Source organism: Arthrobacter crusticola (genome assembly GCF_004357995.1).
GTDB lineage: Bacteria > Actinomycetota > Actinomycetes > Actinomycetales > Micrococcaceae > Arthrobacter_D > Arthrobacter_D crusticola.
In genome coordinates, this window is sequence record NZ_SMTK01000003.1 from 125,257 (window position 1) to 151,376 (window position 26,120).

Annotated in this window: 21 protein-coding genes; 14 read left to right on the forward strand and 7 right to left on the reverse strand. The window is 70.0% G+C overall.

Features of this window, described 5'->3' with window-relative positions; genetic code table 11:
• Positions 1-25: 25 nt before the first annotated feature.
• Genes pdhA through E2F48_RS08350 form a run of 3 tightly spaced genes read left to right on the forward strand, consistent with a single transcriptional unit; the run spans position 26 to position 3,636 of the window.
• Complete coding sequence (pdhA, locus tag E2F48_RS08340; RefSeq protein WP_165968722.1) at positions 26-1,207, forward strand: pyruvate dehydrogenase (acetyl-transferring) E1 component subunit alpha; 1,182 nt, start codon at positions 26-28, stop codon at positions 1,205-1,207.
• Positions 1,207-2,181, forward strand: coding sequence for an alpha-ketoacid dehydrogenase subunit beta (locus E2F48_RS08345; RefSeq protein ID WP_133403557.1), 975 nt, complete (start codon positions 1,207-1,209; stop codon positions 2,179-2,181). Before pdhA ends, E2F48_RS08345 begins: the two co-directional genes overlap by 1 nt.
• Positions 2,182-2,190: 9 nt before the next feature.
• Positions 2,191-3,636, forward strand: a complete 1,446-nt coding sequence (locus E2F48_RS08350) for a dihydrolipoamide acetyltransferase family protein (protein WP_133403558.1) — start codon at positions 2,191-2,193, stop codon at positions 3,634-3,636.
• Between the two features lie 63 nt (positions 3,637-3,699).
• On the opposite strand, the gene E2F48_RS08355 is transcribed toward E2F48_RS08350, so the two are convergent.
• The 3 genes from E2F48_RS08355 to E2F48_RS08365 form a co-directional block, all read right to left on the reverse strand.
• Positions 3,700-5,022: an aminotransferase-like domain-containing protein gene (locus tag E2F48_RS08355; protein WP_133403559.1), complete on the reverse strand. Its 1,323-nt coding sequence runs from the start codon at positions 5,020-5,022 to the stop codon at positions 3,700-3,702.
• Positions 5,023-5,110: 88 nt separating this feature from the next.
• Positions 5,111-6,295: an FAD-dependent oxidoreductase gene (locus tag E2F48_RS08360; RefSeq protein WP_133403560.1), complete on the reverse strand. Its 1,185-nt coding sequence runs from the start codon at positions 6,293-6,295 to the stop codon at positions 5,111-5,113.
• A gap of 84 nt (positions 6,296-6,379) precedes the next feature.
• The gene (locus E2F48_RS08365) at positions 6,380-7,348 is read right to left on the reverse strand and encodes a LuxR C-terminal-related transcriptional regulator (protein WP_133403561.1); all 969 of its coding nucleotides are present in this window, start codon (positions 7,346-7,348) and stop codon (positions 6,380-6,382) included.
• 433 nt (positions 7,349-7,781) lie between these two features.
• Between E2F48_RS08365 and E2F48_RS17300 the strand changes: the two genes are divergently transcribed.
• The 3 genes from E2F48_RS17300 to E2F48_RS08375 all read left to right on the forward strand — a co-directional run bounded on the left by E2F48_RS17300 (position 7,782) and on the right by E2F48_RS08375 (position 9,209).
• Positions 7,782-7,922, forward strand: a complete 141-nt coding sequence (locus E2F48_RS17300; RefSeq protein ID WP_165968723.1) for a hypothetical protein — start codon at positions 7,782-7,784, stop codon at positions 7,920-7,922.
• Between the two features lie 86 nt (positions 7,923-8,008).
• A complete protein-coding gene (locus tag E2F48_RS08370) occupies positions 8,009-8,977 on the forward strand; it encodes a lantibiotic dehydratase C-terminal domain-containing protein (protein WP_133403562.1) in 969 nt (322 codons plus the stop codon).
• Positions 8,978-9,017: 40 nt separating this feature from the next.
• Positions 9,018-9,209: a hypothetical protein gene (locus E2F48_RS08375; protein WP_120166358.1), complete on the forward strand. Its 192-nt coding sequence runs from the start codon at positions 9,018-9,020 to the stop codon at positions 9,207-9,209.
• Between the two features lie 83 nt (positions 9,210-9,292).
• Here E2F48_RS08375 and E2F48_RS08380 read toward each other — a convergent pair whose 3' ends face one another.
• The gene (locus E2F48_RS08380) at positions 9,293-9,856 is read right to left on the reverse strand and encodes an NADPH-dependent FMN reductase (protein ID WP_133403563.1); all 564 of its coding nucleotides are present in this window, start codon (positions 9,854-9,856) and stop codon (positions 9,293-9,295) included.
• Between the two features lie 95 nt (positions 9,857-9,951).
• Here E2F48_RS08380 and E2F48_RS08385 point away from each other — a divergent pair, with 95 nt between their 5' ends.
• Complete coding sequence (locus tag E2F48_RS08385) at positions 9,952-10,551, forward strand: TetR/AcrR family transcriptional regulator (protein WP_133403564.1); 600 nt, start codon at positions 9,952-9,954, stop codon at positions 10,549-10,551.
• 75 nt (positions 10,552-10,626) lie between these two features.
• Positions 10,627-11,658: a Gfo/Idh/MocA family protein gene (locus tag E2F48_RS08390; protein ID WP_133403565.1), complete on the forward strand. Its 1,032-nt coding sequence runs from the start codon at positions 10,627-10,629 to the stop codon at positions 11,656-11,658.
• Here the strand turns inward: E2F48_RS08390 and ald are convergent.
• Entirely contained in the window at positions 11,655-12,767 is a 1,113-nt protein-coding gene (gene ald / locus E2F48_RS08395) for an alanine dehydrogenase (RefSeq protein ID WP_133403566.1), read from the reverse strand. The genes E2F48_RS08390 and ald overlap by 4 nt on opposite strands.
• 310 nt (positions 12,768-13,077) lie before the next feature.
• Between ald and E2F48_RS08400 the strand changes: the two genes are divergently transcribed.
• On the forward strand, positions 13,078-14,292 hold the full coding sequence (locus tag E2F48_RS08400; RefSeq protein ID WP_133403567.1) for a PucR family transcriptional regulator: 1,215 nt from the start codon (positions 13,078-13,080) through the stop codon (positions 14,290-14,292).
• On the opposite strand, the gene E2F48_RS08405 is transcribed toward E2F48_RS08400, so the two are convergent.
• Positions 14,254-14,667, reverse strand: a complete 414-nt coding sequence (locus tag E2F48_RS08405) for a helix-turn-helix domain-containing protein (protein ID WP_133403568.1) — start codon at positions 14,665-14,667, stop codon at positions 14,254-14,256. The two genes, E2F48_RS08400 and E2F48_RS08405, sit on opposite strands and share 39 nt — an antisense overlap.
• A 196-nt stretch (positions 14,668-14,863) precedes the next feature.
• On the opposite strand from E2F48_RS08405, the gene E2F48_RS08410 reads away from it, so the two are divergent.
• From E2F48_RS08410 to E2F48_RS08430, 5 genes are all read left to right on the forward strand, one after another.
• Positions 14,864-15,121, forward strand: coding sequence for a hypothetical protein (locus E2F48_RS08410; protein ID WP_133403569.1), 258 nt, complete (start codon positions 14,864-14,866; stop codon positions 15,119-15,121).
• A 103-nt stretch (positions 15,122-15,224) separates the two neighbouring features.
• A complete protein-coding gene (locus E2F48_RS08415; RefSeq protein ID WP_133403570.1) occupies positions 15,225-15,980 on the forward strand; it encodes a MerR family transcriptional regulator in 756 nt (251 codons plus the stop codon).
• Positions 15,981-16,239: 259 nt separating this feature from the next.
• Positions 16,240-17,940 carry an NAD(P)/FAD-dependent oxidoreductase gene (locus E2F48_RS08420; RefSeq protein ID WP_246018712.1) on the forward strand — a complete coding sequence of 567 codons (1,701 nt, stop codon included), beginning with the start codon at positions 16,240-16,242 and terminating at the stop codon, positions 17,938-17,940.
• Entirely contained in the window at positions 17,937-19,406 is a 1,470-nt protein-coding gene (locus tag E2F48_RS08425; RefSeq protein ID WP_133403572.1) for an ATP-binding protein, read from the forward strand. Before E2F48_RS08420 ends, E2F48_RS08425 begins: the two co-directional genes overlap by 4 nt.
• Positions 19,403-21,307 (forward strand): Na+/H+ antiporter, encoded by a 1,905-nt coding sequence (locus E2F48_RS08430; protein ID WP_133403573.1) that lies wholly within the window; start codon positions 19,403-19,405, stop codon positions 21,305-21,307. The genes E2F48_RS08425 and E2F48_RS08430 overlap by 4 nt, the downstream gene beginning before the upstream one ends.
• A gap of 146 nt (positions 21,308-21,453) precedes the next feature.
• Here E2F48_RS08430 and E2F48_RS08435 read toward each other — a convergent pair whose 3' ends face one another.
• A complete protein-coding gene (locus tag E2F48_RS08435; protein WP_165968724.1) occupies positions 21,454-26,004 on the reverse strand; it encodes a S8 family serine peptidase in 4,551 nt (1,516 codons plus the stop codon).
• Positions 26,005-26,120 lie beyond the last annotated feature (116 nt).

A 26,120-nucleotide genomic window follows, 5' to 3' on the forward strand; every position in this document is an offset into this window, starting at 1 on the left:
GGCATACTTCGACTGAGGAGTGGTCATGAGTGGCACCCGTTTGCCTGCGGCTGAATTTGAATCGGAGGAGATTGCCCTCGCCTCCGCCCCGCCGGGGCCCGACGGCGGCCCGGACATGGTCCAGTTCCTCGACCCCGACGGGCGCCTGAACGACCATCCCGAATTCGGCGGCTTCTCCAGTGGCACCGGTGCGGAGCGGCTCAAGGCCCTCTACCGGGACATGTACCTCATCCGCCGGTTCGACCAGGAGGCCACCGCCCTGCAGCGGCAGGGCCAGCTGGCGCTCTGGGTGCCCCTCACCGGCCAGGAGGCCGCCCAGATCGGCTCCGGCCGGGCGCTCCAGGCCCAGGACTACGTGTTCCCGACCTACCGGGAACACGGCGTGGCACTCACCCGCGGCGTCCGGCTCTCCGAGATGCTCCGCCTGTTCCGCGGCATCACCAACGGCGGGTGGGACCCGCGCGAAAACAACTTCCACCTCTACACCCTCGTCCTGGCCGCCCAGGCCCTCCACGCCGTCGGCTACGCCATGGGCCTCCAGCGCGACCAGGCCGCCGACCCCACCCTGGCGCCGGCGGCGTCGGTGGCCTACTTCGGCGACGGGGCGAGTTCCGAGGGCGACGTGCACGAGGCGATGGTGTTCGCCGCCTCCTTCAACGCCCCCGTCGTGTTCTTCTGCCAGAACAACCACTGGGCCATCTCGGTGCCCTCCTCGGTACAGACCCGGGTGCCGCTGGCGCAGCGGGCCGAAGGGTACGGCTTCCCGGGCATTCGGGTCGACGGCAACGACGTCGTCGCCGTCGAGGCCGTCACCAACTGGGCACTGGAGCACGCCCGCAGCGGCAAGGGTCCGGTCCTGATCGAGGCGTTCACCTACCGGATGAGCGCGCACACCACCGCCGACGACCCCACGAAGTACCGGCTCTCGCGCGAGGAGGAGGACTGGCACCCCCGGGACCCGCTCGCCCGCCTGGAGAAGCACCTGCGCACCACCGGGAAGGCCGGCGATGCCTTCTTCGACGAGCTGACGAAGGAGGCAAAGGCCATGGCCGTCGAGCTGCGGCGCGACGTGCAGGCCATGCAGCCGCCGGGACTCGAGGAACGCTTCAACACCGTGTATGCGGAGCCGCATCCGCTGGTGCAGGAGGAACTGCAGGCGTGGCGGGACTACGAAGCAGGCTTCATTGGAGAGGAAGAAACGTCCTGATGGCAGTGATGACGGTCGCCAAGGCGATCAACGAGGGGCTCCGTGCCGCCCTTGAGAACAACCCGAAGACGCTGCTCATGGGCGAGGACATCGGCGAGCTCGGCGGCGTCTACCGCATCACCGAGGGCCTGAAGCGGGACTTCGGCGCCAACCGGGTCGTCGACACCCCGCTGGCCGAGTCCGGCATCATCGGTACGGCCATCGGCCTGGCGCTGCGCGGCTACCGGCCCGTGTGCGAGATCCAGTTCGACGGCTTCGTGTTCCCGGCCTTCAACCAGATCACCACCCAGCTGGCCAAGCTGCGCACCCGCAGCGATGGAATGCTGGGCGCGCCGGTCGTCATCCGCATCCCCTATGGCGGCGGAATCGGCAGCGTCGAACACCACTCGGAGTCACCGGAGGCGCTCTTCGCGCACACCGCCGGGCTGAGGATCATCACCCCGTCGAATCCGCAGGATGCCTACTGGATGGTCCAGCAGGCCATCGACTGCCAGGACCCGGTGATCGTCTTCGAACCCAAGCGCCGGTACTGGCTCAAGGGCGAGGTCGACACCGTCAATGCCCCGCCGAGCCCGTTCACGGCGCAGGTCCTGCGGGAGGGCTCCGACGCAACGGTCGTGGCCTACGGCCCGCTGGTCCCGGTGGCCCTGGCGGCGGCGGAGGCTGCGCAGCAGGACGGGCACAGCGTCGAGGTGATCGACCTGCGCTCGATCTCGCCCATCGACTTCGACACCGTCACCGCATCCGTGGCCAAGACCGGCCGGCTGGTGGTGGCCCACGAGGCGCCGACCTTCGGGGGCATCGGCGGGGAGATCGCCGCCCGCATCTCAGAACGTGCCTTCCTCTCCCTCGAAGCGCCGGTCATCCGGGTGGGCGGTTTCCACATGCCCTACCCCGTGGCGCGCACCGAGGAACAGTACCTGCCCGATATCGACCGAATCCTCGAGGCCCTTGAGCGGGCCTTTGCCTACTAAGGACACCGAATGGCACTGAACACTTTCCACCTCCCGGATGTCGGCGAGGGGCTCACCGAGGCCGAAATCGTTTCCTGGAAGGTCCAGCCCGGCGCCGTCGTGGCCGTCAACGACACCATCGTCGAGATCGAGACGGCGAAGTCGCTGGTCGAACTGCCCTCGCCGTTCGCCGGCGTGGTCTCGGCCCTGCTGGTGGCCGAGGGTGACACCGTCGAGGTGGGAACCGCGATCATCGCCGTCGAGGACGCCGTCCCGGCTCCCGGGGAGCCCACCTCCGGCGGCCCGGCCGCCCAGGCGCCGGCCCCCGAGATGCCCGGTGAGCTGACCACTCCGCCGCCGGTTGAGCCGGCGGCCGGACCGGAGAACGGACCCCTCGTTGGAACCGGGCCCAAGGCCGATGCGGTCCGCCGCAGGCCGCGGCGTGCCGCCGGCGCGAACACTCCGGAGCCGGAGCCGGCGCCCGCGCCACCGCCTGCTCCTGCCGTTCCGGCCGCCCTCCCGGCGGCCGGCGCCGACGGCACCGGTCCCGCTGCGGGCCGGCCGGACCCGCGGCCCGGGCCGCTGAACCAGCTGCTCAACCGCGTCCTGGCCAAGCCCCCGGTGCGCAAGGCCGCGCGGGACCTCGGGATCAACCTCGCCGATGTTCCGGCCACCGGGTCCTCCGGTGAGGTGACAAAGCAGGACCTGATGAGCTACCAGGCCCAGCGCGACGCCGAACAGGACGGTGCAGATTCGTTCTGGGACGACCGGAAAAAGCACGGTGCCGGCCGGATCGAGCGGATCCCCGTGAAGGGGGTGCGCAAGGCCACGGCCAAGGCCATGGTGCAGAGCGCCTTCTCCGCTCCGCACGTCAGCATCTTCGTCGACGTCGATGCCTCCCGCACCATGGAGTTCGTCAAGCGGCTCAAGGCCTCGCGCGACTTCGAGGGCATCAAGGTCTCACCCCTGCTGATCCTGGCCAAGGCCGTGATCTGGGCGGCGGCCCGCAATCCCTCGGTCAATGCCACCTGGACCGACGACGAGATCCTCGTGAAGCACTTTATGAACCTCGGGATCGCCGCTGCGACGCCCCGCGGGCTGATGGTGCCCAACATCAAGGACGCGCAGAACCTGTCCCTGAAGGAGCTTGCCCTGGCCCTGAACGACCTGGCAGTGACGGCGCGGGCCGGGAAGACCCAGCCGGCCCAGATGCAGGGCGGCACCCTGACCATCACCAACATCGGCGCCCTCGGCATCGACACGGGAACCCCGATCATCAATCCCGGCGAGGTGGCGATCGTGGCGTTCGGCACCATCAAGCAGAAGCCGTGGGTGCTCGACGGCGAGGTGATTCCGCGGTGGATCACCACTCTCGGCGGATCCTTCGACCACCGGGTGGTCGACGGCGACCTCAGCGCCCGCTTCATGGCCGACGTCGCCTCGATCCTCGAGGAGCCGGCACTGCTGCTCGACTAGCCCCGAGGCCCGGTGGCTGCCGCGTCCACGCGGCAGCCTCTGGGCATTCGGAGTTGCAGGGCGTCAGGAATTTCTTGAATGGGCGGCGTCCTGCGGCGGAACCGACGCCAGGGCCCGCTGCAGGATGGGTGCAAGCCGTCGCACGCCCTCGGCGATGTCCTCGGGGGAGACCGCGCTGAAGGCAAGGCGGAGCTTGTTCGATGCCTCGTCCGAGGGGGTGAAGGCCGCACCGGGAATGAAGACAACGCCGGCGTCGATCGCTTCGTAGAGCAGGGGATAGGTGTCGATCCCCTCGGGGAGGGTCACCCAGACGAAGAAGCCGCCTTCGGGCGTGGTCCAGTGCACGCCCTCCGGAAGGTGCTCGGCCAGCGCGGCGAGCATCGCTTCGCACCGCTCCCGGTACAGCACCCTCATGGTCTCGAGGTGGCCGCGCCAGTCGTAGTCCGTCAGGTAGGCGCTCACCAGCATCTGGGTCAGCGGCGACGGGCAGAGCACCACGGCCTCACAGGCCAGGTAGAAGCGGCGGTGCAGGTGGCGCGGAACCAGCGCCCAGCCCAGCCGGACGCCCGGGGCGAAAATCTTCGAGAACGAGCCGAGGTAGATGACGTCGTTCGGGTTGCCCGCCCGCATCGGCGCCAGGGGGTGGCCGTCGAAGCGGAGCATGCCGTAGGGGTTGTCCTCGAGCACCAGGATGTTGTTGTCCCGGCAGATGTCGACGACGCGCTGGCGCCGGCCGGCCTCCATCGTGACCCCGCTGGGGTTGTTGAAGCTGGGGATGGTGTAGAGCAGCTTGATCGAGCGGCCCTCCTCCTTCAGCCGGAGGATGGTGCGTTCGAGCTCCTCGGGAATGAGGCCCTTGTCGTCCATGGGGACGGTGACGACGTCGACCTCGTAGGCCTCGAAGGTGTTCAGGGCCCCGACGTAGGTGGGATCCTCGCAGAGGATCACGTCGCCGGGGTTGCAGAAGACCTTGGCGGCGACGTCCTGGGCCGACTGGGAGCCGGTGGTGACCACGATGTCGGCCGGGTCGGCGTCGGTGATCCCTTCGGCGGCCATCACTTCGCAGATCAGTTCGCGCAGCTCCTCCATGCCCTGGCCGCCGCCGTACTGAAGGGCTTCGAGGCCCTGCTCGGCGATGATCCGCTGGGCCGTGCGGCCCAGGTCGTCGAGGGGCAGCGACCGCAGGTACGGGCTGCCTCCGGCAAGGGATACGAGGCCGGGCCGGATGGAGATATCGAAGACATCGCGGACCGCCGACTGCTTGATGTTGGCGGCACGGGCCGAGTAGAGCACGTCGTGGCGGGCCGCATAGTCGGCCACCCGCTCCAGGGCTGCTTCGGTTTCGGCGGGAATCACTTCGTGGCTTGAGTCACTGGAGTTCGTCACCCCCCGAGTCTAGGCGGCGGGTTCACCGGGGGGCAACAGCTGTTGCCCATCTGCGGCGGAGCACGTCCCTGGTCGGCCGGCAAACCGCTCACGCTGGTGCCCGCCACGCCACGGCGGACGAGCCGGCGCGGGCAGCGAGGCTGCCGGGGAGGAGCCTCAGCAGTGCGTTCCGGGCGGCGACGCCGGTCGGCGCGCTGACGTCCGCTCCCAGCCGGCCGGCCGTGGCCGACCGGCGGGCGATCCGCTGGGTGCGGGGGCGGCGCTGGTTGTCATAGCTGCCGAGGGCGGCGGCCAGGGAGGCACCCTCATTGACCGCCCGGGCGATGAGGAGACCGACGCACGCCCCGTCCTCAAGGGAGGAATTGGCCCCCTGCCCCAGGGTGGGCACCATCGCGTGGGCGGCGTCCCCAATGAGCACGGCGCGCCCGTAGACGTACGTCGCAAGGGCCGGCGCGAGCGCGTAGACGTCATGGCGCAGGATCGCCGGCGGGGGCGTCGCCTCGATCAGCGAAGGGACCGGCTCGGCCCAGCCGGCGAAGTGCTCCATCGCGGCGTCCTTTTCATCGGGCCATTGATGGCCTTCCTCGGAAAAGGTGTACCCGTACCAGTACACGGAACCGGCCCCGATCCGCAGTGCCCCAAATTCGGTACCCGGGCCCAACCGCACCGCAAAGCCGTTGGCCGCGGTGGGGAATTCCTGGACGACGCCCCGCCAGGCGGACTTCCCGCTGTACCGGGGTGCCGCCGCCGGTGCGAGCTGTTGACGGCAGGCACTGCGCAGGCCGTCGGCCCCCACGATAAGATCCGCGTCGAGGGCCAGGTCCCCCGTGTCGGAGGTGCAGAACACAACTGCCCTTGGCCCGTCCGGCCGCCCCGGATCGATGCCCACCATGCGTACGCCGGGCAGAAGGGTGGCTTCCCGGGCGGATGCCAGGAGCAGGCGGTGCAGTTCCCTGCGGTGGATGCCGTAGGCCGTCGGGGGCGGGCGCCGGGGGCTGCCGGAGGGGATATGCACCAGCCACCTGCCGCGGTGGTCCTGGGTGCCCGCCATCTGCACAGGATGGCCCGCCCCGCGCGCCGGTGCATCGAGCCCGAGCGACGAGAGCGCGGAGAGGCCGTTGGGCGTCAGGGCCAGCCCGGCCCCGACCTCCGCGAACCGGCGTGCCTGCTCGAGCACGGTCACAGTCCATCCCTGGCGCAGCAGGGAGCAGGCGGCGGCCAGCCCGGCGATGCCGCCCCCGACAACCACAGCGTCCCGTCCCGTTCCGGCCATCCCTTCCCTCCGCCCGCGGTGCCTCCGCCGCGCCCGTGCTACGCCCGGACACAGCCGTCCGGCAGCCGGGCCGCATTGCCCGCGCTAGATCCAGCCGGCGTCGCGGGCCTTCACCCCCGCCTGGAAGCGGCTGTCGGCCCGCAGCGTCTCGAGCATCCACGCGATGTGCCGCCGGCAGGTGCGCACATTGATGTCGAGGCGCCGGGCGATCGACTCATCGGACAGGCCGGCGGCCAGCCCCTGGAGGATCGCGTGCTGCATGCTGTTGAGGGGGGTCTGCGTCGGACCCGGGGCCAGGAACGGCTCGCTCAGTTCCCACGCCACATCGAAGAGCAGGGTGAAGATATGGATGAGGCTGGGGTCGCGGATCACCAGCGCCGCCTTGTCGCCGGCGTCGAGCTGCCGGGCCACGAGGGCGAGTTTTTGGTCGAAGATCATCATGCGCAGCGGTACGAAGGGAAGCGCCCCGAATTCACCGCCGCCGGCCTGGATGGCGGTGACGGCTTTGCGGGTGGGTACGTGGTCACGGGTGCTGACGTCGTAGAGCGTGCGGCGCCGGACGCCACGGTTGAGTAGGTCGAGGTCCTTGCGGATGCTCTCCTCGTGCACATCGGCGGTGGAGCCCTGACCGGGCTGGGCGATCAGGACCTTCTCGGAGACGTCCCTGCCGTAGTCGATCAGCACCCGGTGGATCAGGTGGGGATCCTCAAGGGTTTCCACCGAGGTGCTCGACACGCTCTGCTTGCGTGCCTCGAGGAAGATCGGCACGAGGCTTGAAAGCTCCCGGCGGCGTGAGCTGATGCGCATCTTCAGCTCCTGCAGGGATCGTTCGTCGGCGTCGACGAGGTCCGCAAGGGCGACGTCGGGTGAGACCGCGACGAATCCGGCGATGCCGGCCGCCTGAGGGCCGAGGAGCCTGCGGGCCTGAAGCTCGGTCATGGCGTTGTCGATCTCACGCAGCGTCAGCCCCAGCGCCTCGGATGCCTGCTCCTTGGTCCAGCCGGGATGGCCGACGGCGTAGCGGTACAACTCAAGGCATGAACCATCGAGCATGAGACCTCCTCCTGGACGGACACCGGGCGGCGCGTCGGCGGCCCGCCCCTCCCCAGAGTACAGAGGAGCCCGGGCCGCCCCGCCATTCGCGCGGTGGCGCTCGCCCCGGCCGGACAGCACGAAAAACATGGCATGTCCAGTTAATGACACTGCGGACGGAGCGGCAACCCGCCGGCGTTGGCGCTGGGATTTGCCGCGCGCTGCCGGGAAATCCCGCGGGCAGTCTCGGGGCGACGGTGGCCGCGCGGACCACCGGAAGTCCGGTTCCGGCCATGTCCTGAAGCGGCCATCCGGGAGGCTGGACACGCGGGGACACTCCGACCATTCTGGGTAGACCGGAAAGGCGGTGCTGGTCGAACGGCGGCATCGAGAGGCCCGACAGGTTCGTGGGCCACCCCTTCCGAAAACAGTCCCACTGCGAAAGGTGATCTCCATGAAGAAGCTCCTCGGCACAGCCGCCGGAATCCTCATCCTCATGGGCGCGGTGTCACCGGCGGGCCCGGCCCTCGCGGCAGGCAGCGCCGAGTCGCCGCGTGGAGAAATCGTCGCCGGCAGTTGGGACTGGCCGAAGTAAGACGGAACGCCGTGCGTGTTGGTACGGCGGCGTTCCCCCCGATCCCGCCCCAGCGGGGTAACCACTAACCCTGAAGGAGAGGGCCCATGAGTCAGCTCACCACCGTTCGAACCGCCTCACGAACGGCCGGGAGCACTCAATGGTGGCACCTCACCTTCACCACGGGTGGCTTCGATGTAGCGGACGGCATCATCGAAGAGCTGGTTACCCCCCTGGTGGCGCAGGCCCGTTCGCTGGGAGCCAAGCGCTGGTACTTTTCCCGCAGCGGCGACCCGGCCACCCAGGTGCGGGTGAACATCCAGGCACATCCCCGCGTCCTCGAGAAACTTCAGGGCCTCCAGCGCGACCAGCGGATTCACCGCAGCGCCGCTCGACCGAAGGTCTCGATCCGGCAGCACACCTCAAGCCCGGCGGTGGACCTCTACTACTTCGGCGGAGTCGGGGAACCCGATCCGCAACTCGAGGCCGACCTCATCACCTACGGCGGTGCGGCCGGGCTCGAACTGGCAGAGCAGGTCTTCGAACTCAGCTCGGACCTTGCCCTGTGGGCTGTGCAGCGGTTCACCCGCATGCAGAGCCGCTCGGCGCTGGGGGCGCTGATTCTCTTCGATTCGACCCAGGCCATGATGCGCGGGCCGCGCTCGGGCACCTGGCCCGAGCGGCGGCGGGACTCCTGGGACTCCTACTGGGACCACCACCTTGCGGCCTGCACCGCCGAGTTGGGCGTGCGCGCGCCGGCCGTCCGGCACGCGATGACCGAGCAGGTCCGCGCCAAGAGCCCGGCGTTCCACAGCCTCATGGGGGCCACGGCGGCTGAAGCGACAGTCCAGCATTGGCGCCGGCGGTGGTTCTCGGCCCTCGACGGCTACCTGAGCAGCGCGGACAAGGCCGGCGTGAGCCGCGGCGCCCGCCACCTGACCGTGTACCAGGCCCACATGACGCTCAACCGGCTGGGTTTCCTTCCCCGGGAGGAGGCGGCCCTCGGACTTCACGCCCGGACCTGGAGCCCGCAGGTGCAGGCGGGGGCTCGACGCCGACAGTACAGCACCTCCTGACCGCCACGACCCTCAGCGCCCCCACCAGAAGAAGGTTCCCATGAGCGACCGCAGTGATTTCGTCATCGCCGCCGACGATCGTGATCTGACAGTGGCCCTTGGATGTTCCGCTGCGGCGCTTGCGTCCCTGAGGGACAGCGGGGTCCTCGCAAGTTCCGGTGAGCTCTGGGAGGTGGGCCCGGCGAGGGACTACCTCCGGGACGCCGCATGGGCCGACAGCCTGTGGCACTGAACACCGGCGCGGCCGGTACCCCTTAACGGCGGAAGGCCGGGCAGCTGCCCGGCCTTCCTGGTTAAAACCAGCGATGAGCTCTGTTACGCGGCGGCCGGTTCCTTGGCGGCACCGGAGAGCGCGTTGAGGATCGCGGTGATCTGCTCGACGAGCTCGGCGTCATCCTTGGGGTGGATCTCGGCGAACCGGTCCATGCTCGTCCCGACCGACAGCTGGGCGTCCTCGAGCACCGAGGCGCCTGCAACGCCGAGCGAGCGGCGGGCGTCGTCGTGGGCGCGCACCGCACCGTAGGGGCTCATAGAGGAGCCGATCACGGCTGCGGGCTTGGCCGAGATGGAGCTCTCGCCGTAGGGGCGGGAGGCCCAGTCGATGGCGTTCTTCAGCACGGCGGGAATCGTGCCGTTGTACTCGGGGGAGACGAGCAGGACGGCGTCGGCCTCGGCCACGGCGGCACGGAACTTCTCGGCAGCGGCCGGAACAGCGCCGGGCACGTCGATGTCCTCGTTGTAGAACGGGAGGCTGGTGAGGTCGTCATAGGTCACGATGCTCACGTCACCCGGGGCAACCGCAGCTGCAGCTTCGGCGATCTGGCGGTTGTGGGAATCTCCGCGGAGGCTTCCGACGAGGGTGAGGATGGTCGTGGTCATGGGTACTCCTTGTGGGGGTAATGGGGGCCGGCCCTCAGGCCGCTGTCCAGTGTAACCGGACCGCGGTCCACTTTATTCCGCTCTATGCTTGAACTATGTCGGACGGTGATTCATTGCTCCGGCTCTCCGGCAACGACGGCGAGCGGGCCGATGCCGCGCGCAACCGCCGGCTCCTGCTGGAGGCCGCCGCCCTCATTGTGGAGCTGCACGGCGCGGAGAACCTCACCATGGACGAGGTGGCCCGCCACGCCGGCGTGGGAAAGGGCACGCTGTTCCGCCGGTTTGGGAACAAGACGGGGCTGATCCATGCGCTGCTCGATCAGTCCGGGAAGGACTTCCAGGCCGCCTTCATGTTCGGGCCGCCTCCCCTCGGCCCGGGGGCTGCTCCGGTGGACCGGCTGAGGGCTTTCGGTGAGGCATCGATCCGGCGGTGCGACTTCCAGGGCCAGCTGCTGCGGGCCGCGCAGGAGGGCCCGGAGGCGCTCAGCCACCCTACCCAGCGGCTCGCCCGGCAGCACCTTGGGCTTCTGCTGCGTGAGGCCGGAACCACCGGCGACCTCGAACTTGCTGCGTACGAACTCGCCGCCTACCTCAATGCCGGGCTGCTGATCCACCTGAAGGAAGAACGCCGGATGCCGCACGAGCGCCTCCTCGCCGGCTGGCACGAGATGGTTGAGCGCTTCCTGCCGAGGTAGCCGGCTGACGCCCGGGGACGGGCCGCAGGGCGTGCCCGTCCCGGGCCGGCGGATGCACCCCGGTAGGCTGGGGCCATGCATAAGATCCGCGCGGCGCTCTTCGGTTTCGGTCTCGGTGGAAGGGTCTTCCACGCCCCGTTCCTTGCCGCTGACCCCCGGTTCGAGCTGAAGGTCATCGTCACCTCCGATCCCGGTCGCGCCACGGCCGCCCGGCAGGCCTACCCGGGAGCCGCCGTGGTCTCCTCCGCCGAGGAGGCCCTCGCCGCCGCCACGGACCTGGACCTGGCCGTCATCAGCACCCCGCCGGCCACCCACGCCCCGCTGGCCGGAGCGGCACTGGAGGCCTCGCTCCATGTCGTCGTCGACAAACCCTTCGTCGTCGACAGCGCCGAGGGAGCGCGGCTGGTCGACCTGGCCGCCTCCCGTTCGCGGGTGCTGACGGTCTTCCAGAACCGGCGCTGGGACGGCGACTTCCTCACCGTGGAGCGGCTGGTCCGCGACGGCGCACTGGGCCGGGTGCGGAGGTTCGAATCCCGCATGGAGTTCTTCAAGCCCGAGGTTGCCAAGCCGTGGAAAAAGAGCGCCGGCCCCGACCAGGGCGGAGGCATCCTCTACGATCTGGGCCCACACCTGATCGATCAGGCCCTGCGCCTGTTCGGCCCGGCGACCCTTGAGCATGCGGAGCTGGCCACGGCCCGCTCCGGCGGGGGTCCGGACGACGACGCCTTCGTGGTGCTGCGCCACGACCAGGGAGTCACCTCCCACCTGGCGATGAACTTCCTCGCTCCGCAGGCCGGACCCCGGTTCCGCCTCACCGGGACTGACGCCTCCTACACCAAGTGGGGCGTCGACCCGCAGGAAGCCTCGATCGAGGCCGGAATGCTTCCCGGGGATCCCCGGTACGGGCACGAACCGGAGGAGCTGTGGGGGCGGCTCGGCCACGATCCGTCGACGGAGCCAGTGGAGACGGCGCGGGGCGACTACGGCGGGTTCTACCGGCAGCTCGCCGGTGCGCTCCGCAGCGGCGGAACCGTTCCGGTGGATCCGGAGGATTCCCTGGCGGGCCTGCGCCTCATCGAGCAGGCCCACCGGCTGGTGGGCGGCTAGATCAATTCCCGCCAGTCAGCGGCCAGCTCAAGCCCGTGCGCCTCGGAGACCGAGGAGTGCGCCACCCGGCCGGCGGCGGCGTTGAGCCCGCGGGCCAGGGCCGGGTCCGCCTCGAACGCCGCCCGCACGCCCCGGTTGGCCAGGGCCACCGCGTAGCGCAGGGTGACGTTGGTCAGCGCATAGGTTGAGGTGTTCGGGACGGCACCGGGCATGTTGCCGACGCAGTAGAACAGCGAGTTGTGGACCTTGAAGGTCGGCTCCTGGTGGGTGGTGACGTGCGAGTCCTCGAAGCAGCCCCCCTGGTCCACCGCGATGTCGACCAGCACGCTGCCGGGCTTCATCCGCGAGACCATGTCGTTGGTGACGAGCTTGGGGGCCTTCGCCCCCGGAATGAGGACCGAACCGATGACGAGGTCCGCCTCGAGCACGGATTTCTCGATCTCGAAGGCGTTCGAGGCGACGGTCTTGATCCGCCCCGCGTACTGCGCGTCGAGCTCGCGCAGCCGGGCGATGTTGATATCGAGGATTGTGACCTCCGCTCCGGTGCCCACTGCCATGGCGGTGGCATTGGTGCCGGCGACACCGGCGCCCAGCACGGTGACCTTGGCCGGGCGCACCCCCGGAACCCCGCCCAACAGCAGGCCAGGGCCGCCGGCCGGGGCGGTCATGACCTGGGCGCCCACCTGGACTGAGAGCCGCCCTGCGACCTCCGACATCGGGGCCAGCAGCGGAAGGGCGCGCCCGTCCTGCACGGTCTCGTAGGCGATGGCGGTAACCCCGGCGTCCAGCAGGTTCCGGGTGAGTTCGGCCTCGGCGGCGAGATGCAGGTAGGTGAAGAGGATCAGGCCCTCGCGGAAGCGGTGATATTCCTCCTTGATCGGCTCCTTGACCTTGAGGACCATGTCGGCCCGCCCCCAGACCTCGTCGGCGTCGTCAAGGATCTGGGCGCCGGCGGCCCGGTACTCCGCATCAGTGATGTTGGAGCCGGTTCCGGCGCCCCTCTCGATCAGCACTGTGTGCCCGTGGGTTTGGAACTCGTGCACTCCCGAGGCCGTGATGGCGACGCGGTACTCGTTGTTCTTAACTTCTTTCGGGACGCCGATGATCATGGGGTTCTCCAGGTGTCGTTCGGGCAGGCGCCCGGTGGGGCGTGCTTCAAGTATGAGCGGCGCCCATACCGCTGTCTGCTGCTTCGCCGGAGTTGCGCGCCGGCTGTCGGTGGGATGCCGCGCGGAGCGTTGCCTGCCGGGCCGGAGTCCCGGCCGTGCCCGTGCCCGCGCTGGTGCGGAACGCCGGGGCTGCCGCGGTCTTTGTGTCCCAGGTCACTAGCAGTGGGGGTCGGTGAAAGCAATCGACATCTGTCGAGTTCGGGAGCGGCAAATGTCGCCCCGCTGCCGGTGCAGACCCTAGGCTGGCGGGATGCACATCTCCGCCATCGAGGACGCCGTCGAGCGGATCGCCGGGACGCTGCGCCGGGGTCTTTCACTCGAGGACCTCGACGGCGTGCTGGTGGCCTACAGCAGCCACCAGAGTTCCGCGGACCGGGTCCGGGTCAATTTCCTGCTGAGCAAAAAGGTTCCCGCGGACGTCGGTGCCTGGCAGCTGCGGCATGGGATCGGAACCGCGGTGCGGCCGGTGGCGGTCCCGGCCAACGCCGATCTGGGGATGCTGGGGCGGGTGTGCGTGCCCCTGCTGGTCAAGGGATTCCGGGTGGGGTACCTGTGGGTGCAGCAGGAGTCCGAGGCCGATCCCGCCGCGGACATCCTCGCCGCCCTTCCCCGGGTCCGCCCGGACCTGGACCGGCTCGCCGAGCTCCTGCTCGAGGGCAATACGGCCGACTCCGAACACCGCACGCGCCGGGAGGCGGACTTCCTGGCCGCCTGCGGCGGCACCGCCTCCGCCCTCGAGGACCTCAGGGGGTGGCCGGAGGTCGACGACGGTGGCCCGTGGCAGCTGGGCGTGATCGCCGACGCCGGAAGCCCGCGGGCGCGGCCGGCCGATCCCGAAGCCGGCACGCTGATGCACCGGGCCGCCGCACTGCAGGCGACGGTCGGCGTCGAACCGTTCCTCTTCAGCGCCGGTGCGCCAACACATGCGGTCCTCCTGCTGCGCGCTGGTGTCGGCTATGCCCCCCACGCGGACGTCCTGCGCCGGTACGGGGAGGGCCTGGCCAAGCGGGCGGGGCGCCCGGCCGCACACCTGGTCCTGGGCCTGGGGGAGTCCTTCGCGGGCCTTGAACGCCTGGCCGAGTCCTACGGCCAGGCCCGCTGCGCCGCGCAGGCCGCCGGCGTCGAGCCGCAGCTCGGCACCATCGTCGAGTACCGCTCGATCGGGGCCTATCAGATGCTCGCCGCCGTGGGCTGGCAGGCCGCGGCGGCCCGGAGCATCTATTTCGCCGAGCTGGAGGAGCAGGACCGGGCCGGGGAGCTGCTGCCGGTGCTCGAGCTGCTGTACGACAAGAACGGGTCTGTGCAGGATGTCGCGGCGCAGCTCCACCTGCACCGCAGCAGCGTGTACAACCGCCTCGCCCGGATCCGGGCCATCATCGGGGCCGATCCGCTCGGCGGTGCGGTGCGGCTCGAACTGCACCTCGCCCTAAAGGCCCGCCGCTGGATGCTCCGTCCGAGGTTCTGAACCGGCCCGGCGGGAGCCCTGGCGGCGGAGCCAATGTTCGATCTCGCTCCGGCGGATGCGCCGGTGGGAGCCGCGGTACTCGGTGGCGATGTCCCCGGCGTCGGTGAGGTTGCGCAGGTAGGTCGGGGAGATCCCGGCCAGTTCGGCGGCCTGCGAGGTCGTCAGCAGCTCGGCCACCGAGGAGCACTGCACGGTGTCGCCCGCTCCGAGCCGTGCGAGCAGGTCGACCACCGCCTCACGTGCACCGGCGGGCAGGCGGAACGCCGTCCCGTCAACGAAGATGGTGATGTCGGAGCTGTCGGCCAGCGCCCGTTCGAGCCTTGCGGCCTCGGCGGAGGGCAGCGCATCGGTGGTTCGGGGGGCTCGTGGCGGCATGGGGACATTGTGCCAAAGATGGGCGCCCTGCGGGTTCTGAGGCCTTCCCGAATTCCAAAGCTTGCGCCCGGCCGGGCGGCACCGATGAGGTGCGCGGGCTATCCGGTGGTCTGGACCGGTAGTATCCTAGGTTGATCAGTATCCTTACTTCCGTTCGCGGCCAATGTCGGCCGCTTGAAGCGAGATGGTGAAGGCAATGACCACAATCAACTCCACGCCCGGCGCCGCCTGGTCGGCGGCAGCCCCCGCCGAAACCGGCGAACGCCCCTGGTGCCACCGCTGCGGCACCGACGATTTCCTGATTTTCGAAGAGTACGTCCCGCCCCGGCTCCCGAGCGGCGGCGGAGCGATCCTTCCCGCCAGCGCGGGCTACTCCTGCTCGGAGTGCGGCGGTTTCGCTGCGCATACGGTGCCGGCGGACTGGAGCCCGCCGCACTGGTTCTGGTACAGCTGACCTCCCAGGGCCGGTTTCCCTTCCCCATGCACCGGCCTTGACCTTGACGCTGCGTCAACTCCTACGCTGGATCCGGCACAGAATCCAACACAGGAGAACAAACGTGGAACGGTCGATCCAGGACGTCGCGAGACTCGCCGGCACCACCAGCAGGGCCCTGCGCCACTACGGGCAGCTGGGCCTCCTTGAGCCGTCGCGCGTAGGCGCCAACGGCTACCGGTACTACGACGACAACGCCCTGGTGCGCCTCCAGCGCATCCTCCTCCTGCGCGGATTCGGGCTGGCACTGCCCGCCATCCGGGACATCCTCGATGGCGGCGAACAACCGGCCGCTGCCCTGCGCACCCACCTGGGACAGCTGCGCCGGGAGCACCAGCGGATCGGACAACAGATCGAATCGGTGCTGGGCACCGTACGGAGTCTTGAGAGAGGGGAACCCCTGATGGCCGAGAACATGTTCGACGGCTTCGACCACACCCGGTTCAAGGAGGAGGTGGAGCAGCGGTGGGGCGCCGACGCGTACGCCGCCGGAGACTCCTGGTGGCGGGCGAAGAGTGATGCCGAGCGGAAGGACTACGCGGCGGCGGCCAAGCGGCTCGCCGACGGCTGGGTGGCCGCGGCGTCCGGCGGCGAGCGCCCCGAGGGGCCACGTGCGCAGGAGCTCGCCGCCCGGCACTTCGACTGGCTGTCCGAGGCGCCGGGGATCCCCCGCGAGGGCGGCAGGCCGGCGAAGGACTATGTGATCGGGCTCGGGGAGATGTACGTCGCCGACCCCCGCTTCAGCGCGGTCTACGGAGGACCGGAGAAGGCCGGGTTCGTCCGCGATGCCCTGAAGGCCTACGCTGAGGCGAACCTCTAGGCTCCGGCCGCCTCCCGCCGGCCCCTCCACCGCCCGCCGCGCCCCGCCGCGCCGTCCCGGAAACCGGGAGGGCGCGGCGGGGCCGGCGCAGGCGCTATTGACCCTCCCCGGCACAGATGATTCGATAATCGCGTGCGCCCCGAGGCGCACCGGACGTGGGAGGCCCAGTCATGGGATCAACTTTTCCATGGGGCGGGAGCAGGAAAGCTGCTCAACACGAAGGTGCCGGGCCGGGCTGCCGGCCGGCCGTGGGGCGGCCGTGACTGCCCCAGCGGCGGGCCAGCGGAGGTCCGACGGCGCCAGGGGGCTTACCGCCATCCTCACCGTCGACGACGAACCGAGCGTCTCCCGGGCCGTCGCCCGGGACCTGCGCCGGCGCTTCGGGGAACAGTACCGGATTGTGCGCGCCGATTCGGGGGCCGAGGCGCTCGAGGCGCTGCGCGAACTCAAGCTCCGCGGCGATGAGGTCGCCCTGCTCATCGCCGACCACAAGATGCCCGAGATGAACGGCATCCAGTTCCTCGAGGCGGCCATCGACATTTACCCGGCGGCCCGCCGGATGCTGCTCACCGCCTACGCCGACACCAGCGCAGCCATCGACGCGATCAACGTCGTGGACCTCGACCACTACCTCCTGAAGCCGTGGGACCCGCCCGAGCAGAAGCTGTACCCGGTTGTCGATTCCCTCCTTGAGTCCTGGCGGACCTCGGACCGCCGCCCCGTCCACACCACAACCCTCGTGGGCCACCGCTGGTCCGCGCGGTCCGTCGAAGTGCGCGAATTCCTCGCCCGGAACCAGGTCTCCTACCGCTGGCTGCCGGTCACGGAACCGGAGGCGCAGCGGATCCTGGCGGCGGCAGGCACCGACGGCTCGGTCCTTCCGGTGGTGGTGACCGCCGGTGGGGACGCCCTCATCGCCCCCACCGACACCGTCCTGGCCGAACGCGTCGGCCTGAGCACCGCCCCGCTCAAGGACTTCTACGACCTCGTGGTGGTCGGCGGGGGCCCGGCGGGCCTGGGGGCCGCGGTGTACGGTGCATCCGAGGGCCTCCGGACGGTCCTCGTGGAAAAGAACGCCACCGGCGGGCAGGCAGGGCAGAGCTCACGGATCGAAAACTACCTGGGCTTCCCGGACGGGGTGTCCGGTGCCCAGCTGGCCGACCGGGCCCGGCGCCAGGTCTCGAAGTTCGGCGCCGAGGTCCTGACCACCCGCAACATGACCGGGCTTGAGGCGCGGGGCGGGGCGCGCGTCGTGACCTTCGAAGACGGGACGGAAATCGCCGGCCATGCGGTGGTGCTGGCGATGGGCGTGGCCTACAAGACCCTGGCCGGCGAAGGGCTCCCGCATCTCACCGACCGGGGTGTCTTCTACGGCGCGGCAACCGCCTCCGCTGCGGACCTCGCCGGCGAAGACGTCTACATCGTCGGAGGTGCCAATTCCGCAGGGCAGGCCGCCGTCTACTTCGCGCGGACGGCCCGCTCGGTCAAGCTGCTGATCCGTGCCTCGAGCCTGACGGCGTCGATGTCCTCCTACCTCATCGACCAGATCGAGGCGACCGCGAACATTGAGCTCCTGCTCCAGACGGAGGTGGCGGCGGCCCGCGGCGAGGACCACCTCGAAGGGCTGACCCTGCGCAACCGGGCGACGGGCATAATCCACGAGGTGGCGACAAACTGGCTGTTCGTGTTCATCGGGGCCGATCCCCACACCGAAAACCTCGAGGGGGCCGTGGTCCGGGACAGCCGCGGGTTCATCGTGACCGGCAACGACCTCCTGACCGACGGCCGGCCCCCGGCGGACTGGCCACTCGACCGCATGCCGTACCCGCTTGAGACCAGCATCCCCGGAGTGTTTGTCGCAGGCGACGTGCGCGCCGGGTCGGTGAAACGGGTGGCTTCGGCCGTCGGCGAAGGCGCCATGGCCGTCACTCTCGCCCACCGCTACCTGGCCGCGCAGTGAACGGGGGTCAGCGGTGCGATCCGGAGGAGCTGCGCACGCTCTTCCTGTTCGAGAAGCTCACCGAGGAGCAGCTCGCCTGGATCTGCGGGATCGGCACCGTCCGCTCCTACGGCGCCGAGACAATCTACAGCGAAAACACGCCGGCGGAGGTGTTCTACGTCCTGCTCGACGGCGAGGTGGTGCTGACGCGCCGCGTCGGCGACGACGACGTCGAGCTTATCCGCACCAGCCAGCGGGGCGTGTACGCCGGTGCGGTGCAGGCCTACCTCGGGGACCGGGTACCCCAGGTCTATTCGACGTCCTTCCGCACGAGCAGGCCCAGCCGGTTCCTCGAGATCCGGGCCGAAGACTTCGGCAACCTCGTCGGCGACTGGTTCCCCATGGCGCTGCACCTGCTTGAGGGACTGTTCCTCGGCATGGAGAACACCCGCGAGGTGATCGCCCAGCGGGAGCGGCTGATGGCCCTGGGCTCCCTCTCGGCCGGACTGACCCACGAGCTCAACAACCCGGCCGCGTCGGCGCTGCGGGCCACCTCCGTGCTGCGGGAACGGGTAGCCGCCCTCCGCGACACGATCCATTTCGCCGCCGGCCTGACAGTCTCCCCGGAGGCGCTCGAGCGCCTCGTCGTCCTGCAGGAGGAGGCACTGCGCCGGTCCGCGCACGTCGGAACCCTCGGCCCGCTTGAGGTCTCCGACCGGGAGGACGCGCTCGCCGACTGGCTCGAGGACCACGGTGTCCAGGGCAGCTGGGAGCTCGCCGCGACCTTCGTCCAGGCCGGCGTCGGCGAGGACTGGCTGAGGGAGGCCGCGACGGCCGCTCCCGACGGCGACATCAACGGGGTCCTCCACTGGCTGGCCAACGTGATCGTCACCGAACAGCTGATGAATGAGATCCAGGACTCGACCTCCCGGATCTCCACCCTGGTCGAAGCGGCCTCCCAATACTCCCAGCTCGACCGCGCGCCCTACCAGGAGGCCGACGTGCGGACGCTGCTCGACAGCACCCTGGTCATGCTGGCTCAGCGCATCGGTGCCGGGATCACCGTCGAGAAGACCTACGACCCCGACCTGCCGACGCTTCAGTGCTACCCGGCAGAACTCAACCAGGTCTGGACGAACCTCATCGACAACGCCGTGGCCGCCATGGAAGGTCGGGGCCGGTTGACCGTGACCGCCGTCCGCGAGCGCGACACGGTGCTCGTGGAAATCGGGGACTCCGGGCCCGGCGTTCCCCGGGAGCTTCGGGGGCGGATCTTCGAGCCCTTCTTCACCACCAAACCCGTGGGCAGCGGCACAGGACTCGGCCTCGACATCTCCTGGCGGATCGTCGTGAACAAGCACCATGGGTCGCTGAAGCTCATCAGCGACCCGGCCACGGCGTTCCAGGTGCGGCTGCCGCTGCGGCAGGCCGCGGAGGGCGGCCGCGGCTCCGCCCGGGCGCAAGAACCCCGGGCCGTTTCCGGATGAACCTCGCCCTGACCCTGCTCACCATCGTGGCCGTCATCTGCGCCGGCAGCGCCCTGGCCACCCGGTGGCGCATGTCGGCTCCGCTGCTGCTCGTGGTCCTTGGCCTGATCGGGTCCTACCTGCCGTTCATCCCACCGGTGCGCCTCATCCCCGAGATGGTGCTGATCGGCATCCTTCCGCCGCTGCTCTATGCGGCCGCGCTGCGGACCCCCGTCGTGCAGTTCCGGGCCCTCAAACGCCCCATTGCGCTGCTCTCGGTCGGCTACGTCATTTTCGGTACGGTCACCGTGGGACTCCTGGTCGTGTGGCTGGTCCCCGAGGTGCCCCTGCCGGCCGCCTTCGCCCTGGGCGCCGTCGTCGCGCCTCCGGACGCGGTGGCCGCGACCTCCATCGCGCGGCGGGTGGGCATGCCCCGCCGGGCGGTGGCGATCCTCGAAGGGGAGTCCCTCGTCAACGACGCCACCGCCCTGGTGCTGCTGCGCTCCTCCGTCGCCGCGCTCGCGGGGAGCATCAGCCTGCTCGAGATTGCCTTCGAATTCGTGGTGGCCGCCGCCGGCGGTGCGCTCATCGGCGCCTGCGTGGCCATGGTGCTGCTGGGAATCCGCAAGCGCGTGCGGAGCGTGCCGATCAACACGGCGATGTCCCTGGCCGCACCCTTCGTCGCGTTCCTTCCCGCCGAGGCCCTCCATACCTCCGGGGTGCTCGCGGTCGTCGTGGCCGGCCTGATCATCGGCACCCGGACCCCCTCGATGCCCGGCAGCGCCTCACGGCTGAGCCAGCGCACCAACTGGGCGACGGTCCAGTTCCTCCTTGAGAACGCGGTGTTCCTGCTCATCGGGCTGCAGGTGCGCTCGATCGTCGACGCCGCCCTGATGGACCCGATGGGCCCGGCGAGGGTCTGGACAGTGTGCGGCATCATCCTGCTGGCGGTCATCGTGCTGCGCCCGGTCTGGGTCTTCCCCGCCAGCTACCTGCCCCGGCTCCTCCCGCGGATCAAGACCAGCGAACCTCCGCTGCCCTGGCAGTTCCCGGCCGTTGTGTCGTGGGCCGGGATGCGCGGAGTGGTCACGCTGGCGGCGGTGTTCGTCCTCCCGGAGGACCTTCCGCACCGGCCGGTGCTCATCCTCGCCGCCCTCGTCGTGGCCGCCGGCACCCTGGCGATCCAGGGTTTCAGCCTGCCCTGGGTGGTGCGCCGGCTTGGGCTGCGCGGCCCCGACCGCCGCGAGGACGCACTGCAGCGGGCCCTGCTGGTGCGCCAATCCACCGCGGCCGGACTGGGACAGCTTGAGGGGCGCATCCTCGCCGAGGATTCCCCGGAGCTGCTGGGGATGCTCCGCCGCCGCACCAAGGAGTGGAGCGCCGCGGCCTGGGAGCGCCTCGGGCCGCCCGAGGAGCAGCTCCAGACACCGAGCCAGCGGTATTTCGAACTGCGGATGGTGATGCTCGACGCCGAACGCCGGGAGGTGCTGAAGCTGCGCCGGCAGGGCCTCTATGCCGCCGAAGTGGTCGATGAGGTCCTTGAGCGGCTCGACTCCGAGGAGGCGATGCTTGAAACGTTCCTCGCCGAGGAAGCGGACGAAGCCGGGGGGACCGTTCCTGCCGTGGGCCCGGCCGCCCTGGCGGATCCGCGGAACCGGCCCGTCCGGGGCAGGTGTGCGCATCTGCAGGACGCTCCCGAACGGCAGGCGCCGGCGGACCTCCGGTGCCTTGAGTGCGTGCGTGAGGGCACGACGCCGGTGCACCTGCGGATGTGCCTTGAGTGCGGCGAGGTCGCGTGCTGTGAATCCTCGCCCGGCCTGCATGCCGACCGGCACTTCCGGAACACGGGGCATCCGCTGATGCGCAGCGTCGAGCCGGGCGAGTCGTGGCGGTGGTGCTACCTCGACGAGGTGCTTGGCTGATTCCAGCCCGCCCTCCGCCCGCCTCGGGGATCGCCATGCGCGGGGCAGGGACGAAAGGGCCCGCCCGGCTGCTGCCGGACGGGCCCTGCTGCGGGCTGATCAGCGTGGGGCTGACCAGCCCGCGATTCGATCGGCGTGGGGACTGATCAGCCGGCGGCCTTGATCAGTTCGGCGGTGTCGGCACGGAACAGTCCGCCCTGCCGGGTGCCGACGAACAGCCACTTCCCATCGTCGCTCGCATCAAGTGAGGTGACCGAGGTGGAGGCCAGCCCGGCTGACACGTTCTTCCAGGTGACACCCCCGTCCAGGCTGGCGAGCACCCCGCGGCCGTGGACCCACAGGGGGGAGGGGCGGAAGGTGGTCGACCCGGCGAACAGGACGGTCTGGTTTCCGCGCTTACCCTTCACCACGGCCTCGGTGATCGAACTGGTGTACATGTCGATCCCGCCGACGTCCGAGCGCGTGAAGCTCTTCCCGCCGTCGGTCGAGACGGAGATGCCCCGGCCGCCGGTGACGATGTGGAGCGGATCGGCCGGATCGACCCAGACGGTCGAGGTCTCACCCTCCTGCACCTGACGGATCGTGACGCCGTGGTCCTCCGAGACGTAGAGTCCCTCATCGGCGGCAAGCCACATCCGGGAGTCGTTCGAAGGGTCGATGGCGATGTTGCGGATGGTGACCGGGTGCTCGTACGTCTTCCAGGTCTGCCAGGCGTCGCCGGTGACGAGGAGGCCCCTTTCCCCATCGTCCGAGTAGCTCGCCGCGCCGTGCGCCGTCGTGGTCGGGCTGACTTCCAGGTCGTGGATCAGCTGGTCGAGGGAGGCCCTGCCGGCCTGCTTCCAGGTCGTTCCGCCGTCCGTGCTCACCTCGATGCGATGGTCGTGCCAGGCATCCACCCGGGTCCGCCACAGGGTATTCCGGTTTCCCGCGTCCTGCGCCAGCTCGGTGCTCCGGACCCCGAACATGCCCTCCCCGCCCGTGGCGCCCCACTCGACAATATTGGCGGGGAGCTTCCGGCCGGCCGGAAGCTCGCGCGAGGTGGAGCCATGGTCGTCGGAGATGAACAGGCGCGGGGCGCCGGTGGCGTCGGTTGACGCGATGACGTCCGAGATGGTGGTGGCTGCAACGCCCAGCCGCTTGAAGGATTCGCCGTCGTTGCGTGAACCGTAAAGACCGCCCGCTTCCATCGCCACGAGCAGGGAACGCCGATCGTCCGGCCACCGGCCGAAGTCGCTGCCGACGCCGCGGCCGTCACCTGGATAGGGGAAGTCCTGCCAGGTGGCGCCGTTGTCGGTGGAGCGGGCATACCCGTTGTTGCTGGTGGCCCGGATGAGTTCATCGCCCACCGCGTGGACGTCGATGGCAAAGGACCCGAGCGGCTCGGACGTCCGCCAGGTCGAGCCTCCGTCGGTGGAGGTGGTGACCCGGTCGCGTTCGCTGACGGCTACCACCGAGCCGGTCGCGACGACCCCGGTGATGCTCCCGTCAGGGGATTCGTACACCACGTCGGGGGTGCCGGGGCTTTCGAAGATGCCCTCCACCCGCCAGACCTGCTCATACCCGGAGACCAGCAGGGTGCCGTTCTGCAACGCGGCACCGGTCACCGCTCCGGCCCAGCGGAAGGGCTCGTGGGACCAGGTGGCCCCGCCGTCGAGGCTGATCTCGACTCCGTCGGCGGTGAGGACGGCAAGCCTGCTGCCGTCATTGACGACCGCGGAGACGTGCTTGTCGGGCATCGGCAGGACGCTCCAGGTCTTCCCGAGGTCCTCCGTGCGCAGCAGGCGCCCGGCGTAGCTCGGGTCCAGGGGTGGATTGGTCCCTCCGCCGTTGACGGCGTACCAGAAGGCCTTGCCGTTCTTGGGGTCGGCGATGGGGGTGCCCGCACCGTCGGCCACCGGCAGGGACTGCACCTGCCGCCAGGAGGCACCGTGGTCGGTGGTGATGAAGGGGCGCACCGACGTTGACGTCGTCTGCAGGGCCGTTCCGGGCGCGGCCGGCGAGACGGCGAGCTGTTCCGAACTGGCGTTGCGCCCCACCTGCTTCCAGGTGTCCCCGGTGGTTTCGCCGGAGACGACTTCCATCGAGCCCGAACCTGCGATCTGCCGGCCGCCGGTGATGCCGGTGGCCGTGAGCGTGTAGGCACCGATATCGCGGGCCTCGACGTCGGCGCTGAACCAGCCCGGCATCGTAGGGGACGGAACCGTGGCGAGGGTGAACGGTCCACCCGTCCCGCCGTTGCCGGACACCGTCAGGGTCGGCGCCTCGTCAAGGCGGAGGAAGGAGGAAATCAGGACCCTCGTCGTGCCGGGAGCCGCGGGCTGTGGCGTAGCGGTGACCGAGAGGCGGCGCGAGAGCTGGAGGTAGGGGATGCGCACCTCGGTGCCGTCGCTCATGCGGGCGAGAATGACCCCGGAGAGCTCGGAGTCGGCCTCGGACACAGCGGCGGAGGCCACCGCCTCCACCGGCACGGAGGCACCCGGTGCGATGGTGACGTCGGTGCTGCCGAGCGTCAGCTCGCCGGCGCTGCGGTTTGAGGGCAGGACCTCAAGCCGGGCGGATACCGGCTCGGTGGAGAGGTTCTTCAGGGCGAATTCAAGGGGAACGGGCCGGCCACCCCGGGCGTCGGCCTGGCCGAACCCGAGGGACGACGGCGAAGCGAGGACGCTTGCCTTCTGCGGCGTGCCCGCGTCGGCCCGGCCGGTGCCCTGAAGAGTGGGGGAGAGCCGCGCCGACGCGCCCGCGAGCTCCTTGGAACTCCCCACGAGGAGCGAGCGAAGCGATGCCGGGTCCAGGTCGGGATGCTGGGCGCTCGCGATGGCCGCGGCTCCCGCGACGAAGGGCGAGGCCATCGACGTTCCGGAGAGCCGGAAGACATTGCCGGGCACCCCTTGAGCGGCAGGGACAGTGGAGAGGATGTCCAGGCCGGGAGCGACGATCTCGGGCTTGAGCTGGGCGCGGGCCGTCGGTCCGCGGGAGCTGAAGCTGGCGATGGTGTCGGTTGCGTCGACCGAGGAGATCGTGATCCGCGCGGTTCCCTCCTCTACCGCTCCAGCAAAGGCTCCGTATTCGGAGTTCGTCATCCCGAGGACAACGATCGAGTCGAACCGTGTATCGGCGCTCTGGGTGAGAGGTCCGGAAGCGCTCGGTGCGGCCTCGGTGATACCCGGATCCACCCCGGGACCCGCGGGATCACCGGGCCCGAAAACGGGGGGTGCTTCGGTGGCGGGAGGATCGTTGTAGAAGATGATGGCTGCAGCGCCGCGCTCCTCGGCGAGCCGGGCGACCGCAGGGAGGCGGCCGGCGGATTGGGCGGGGTCCCGCGGGAGGCCGCCCAGATGGACAACGACCTTACCGGTGATATCGCCGGCGGCGTCGAAGTCCTCGGGAGCTCCTGGCCCGCCCACGGCGACCACCGGTGCGGTGAAGTCCTGCTCAGGCGGATTCGCGCTGAAGGGTGCCCGCCAGGTGGTGAGGGTGCGCTGCACGGGGGCGGCGAGCGCCGCCGTGGCGACGCGGTAGTCGGTCACGGACGCGCCGACGGCGAGGACCTCCGGGGCCGCCGCGGGCGTTCCGATGGTTCCTTCCCCCGGGCCTTCATTTCCGGCGGCGGCGACCACCAGGGCGCCGCTCCGAGTGGCGTTTGACGCGGCGTTGCCGACCGGGTCGGTTCCATCTCCGGACCCGCCGAGGCTCATATTGATGACATCGGCCGGGTGCTCACCGAGCGGGTCGGCCGCAGCCTCGATGCCGGTGATGATCGTCGATTCCCACCCCTCACCCTGGTCATCGAGTACCTTGTAGGCGGTGAGGGAGGCCTCCGGTGCCACGCCGGGTGCCGCGCCGGTCCCTGCGACAATGCCGGCGACGTGCGTGCCGTGGTAGTGATCGTCCATCGGGTCGTCGTCGTCATTGACGAAGTCGTACCCGTCCACCACCTTGAATCCCTCACCGAATCCACCGCCCAGTTCCGGCAGCCCGTAGTCGATTCCGGTGTCGAGGACCGCGACGACCGAGCCCTTCCCGGCGGCGGCGTCCGCCGTTGTGGGAGCACCGGCATCATCCGCCTCGGCGCTCTTGGCCGGAGTCGCTGCGTCTTTGGGAGCGGGCTTCGCCGAGGGCTTCGCCGTCGCCTCCAACGTGGGCGCGGGGGCCGCGGGGTCGGCTGGAGGAATCGGCTTTTCGGCGGGCGGAGTCGGTGCAGTCGTCGCCTCCGCACCTTCGGAAGGTTCGGCCGGTTCCGGTGCCGGGGCGGTCTCGAGTGAGTGGACGCGGCGGTCAAGGTTCACCCGGGCCACGCCGGGAATTCCGCGGAGTGCCTCGAGCTGGCCCGGATCGACCGTGGCGATGACGGCGTTGAGCACGCCGGTGACGTGCCGGGTTTCTTCGATCCGGATGCCACGGGCGCCCGCTTCGGCGAGGACGCCCTCCTGCGCCTCGGTTACCTCGGCGCGGGCCGAGCGGTAGGCGCTCTGCGCCGCGGAACGGGCGTTTCCCGATCCCTTCCGCAGTGCGTTGGTTTCGGCATTACCGAGCCGGGCGAGTGCGTGCTCGCCCTCGAATTCGATGATGACACGTTGGGATTTATTGGCTGCGGAGGCGGGAGGGGCCTCAACGGCTGCGAGGCCGCCGGCGAGGACCGCGAGGACCGCGGTGCCTCCGGCGAGGTGGGTTAAGGAACGGGAACCGAGTATCGACATGGACATCCTTCGTCACGATCGCCTTTTGGCGTGCCGTAACTCTACGGGCGGATCTCCCGAATGAATGGCCGCAAGCGGCCTCTGGCCGCAGGAGGTCAAAAATTTACATCGGTGCC

Excerpts from the sequence above, each read along its gene's own strand:
- pdhA (WP_165968722.1), top strand. The coding sequence starts at position 26 with ATGAGTGGCACCCGTTTGCCTGCGGCTGAATTTGAATCGGAGGAGATT.
- E2F48_RS08345 (WP_133403557.1), top strand. The coding sequence starts at position 1,207 with ATGGCAGTGATGACGGTCGCCAAGGCGATCAACGAGGGGCTCCGTGCC.
- E2F48_RS08350 (WP_133403558.1), top strand. The coding sequence starts at position 2,191 with ATGGCACTGAACACTTTCCACCTCCCGGATGTCGGCGAGGGGCTCACC.
- E2F48_RS08360 (WP_133403560.1), bottom strand. The coding sequence starts at position 6,295 with ATGGCCGGAACGGGACGGGACGCTGTGGTTGTCGGGGGCGGCATCGCC.
- E2F48_RS08365 (WP_133403561.1), bottom strand. The coding sequence starts at position 7,348 with ATGCTCGATGGTTCATGCCTTGAGTTGTACCGCTACGCCGTCGGCCAT.
- E2F48_RS17300 (WP_165968723.1), top strand. The coding sequence starts at position 7,782 with ATGAAGAAGCTCCTCGGCACAGCCGCCGGAATCCTCATCCTCATGGGC.
- E2F48_RS08370 (WP_133403562.1), top strand. The coding sequence starts at position 8,009 with ATGAGTCAGCTCACCACCGTTCGAACCGCCTCACGAACGGCCGGGAGC.
- E2F48_RS08375 (WP_120166358.1), top strand. The coding sequence starts at position 9,018 with ATGAGCGACCGCAGTGATTTCGTCATCGCCGCCGACGATCGTGATCTG.
- E2F48_RS08380 (WP_133403563.1), bottom strand. The coding sequence starts at position 9,856 with ATGACCACGACCATCCTCACCCTCGTCGGAAGCCTCCGCGGAGATTCC.
- E2F48_RS08385 (WP_133403564.1), top strand. The coding sequence starts at position 9,952 with ATGTCGGACGGTGATTCATTGCTCCGGCTCTCCGGCAACGACGGCGAG.
- E2F48_RS08390 (WP_133403565.1), top strand. The coding sequence starts at position 10,627 with ATGCATAAGATCCGCGCGGCGCTCTTCGGTTTCGGTCTCGGTGGAAGG.
- ald (WP_133403566.1), bottom strand. The coding sequence starts at position 12,767 with ATGATCATCGGCGTCCCGAAAGAAGTTAAGAACAACGAGTACCGCGTC.
- E2F48_RS08400 (WP_133403567.1), top strand. The coding sequence starts at position 13,078 with ATGCACATCTCCGCCATCGAGGACGCCGTCGAGCGGATCGCCGGGACG.
- E2F48_RS08405 (WP_133403568.1), bottom strand. The coding sequence starts at position 14,667 with ATGCCGCCACGAGCCCCCCGAACCACCGATGCGCTGCCCTCCGCCGAG.
- E2F48_RS08410 (WP_133403569.1), top strand. The coding sequence starts at position 14,864 with ATGACCACAATCAACTCCACGCCCGGCGCCGCCTGGTCGGCGGCAGCC.
- E2F48_RS08430 (WP_133403573.1), top strand. The coding sequence starts at position 19,403 with ATGAACCTCGCCCTGACCCTGCTCACCATCGTGGCCGTCATCTGCGCC.
- E2F48_RS08435 (WP_165968724.1), bottom strand. The coding sequence starts at position 26,004 with ATGTCGATACTCGGTTCCCGTTCCTTAACCCACCTCGCCGGAGGCACC.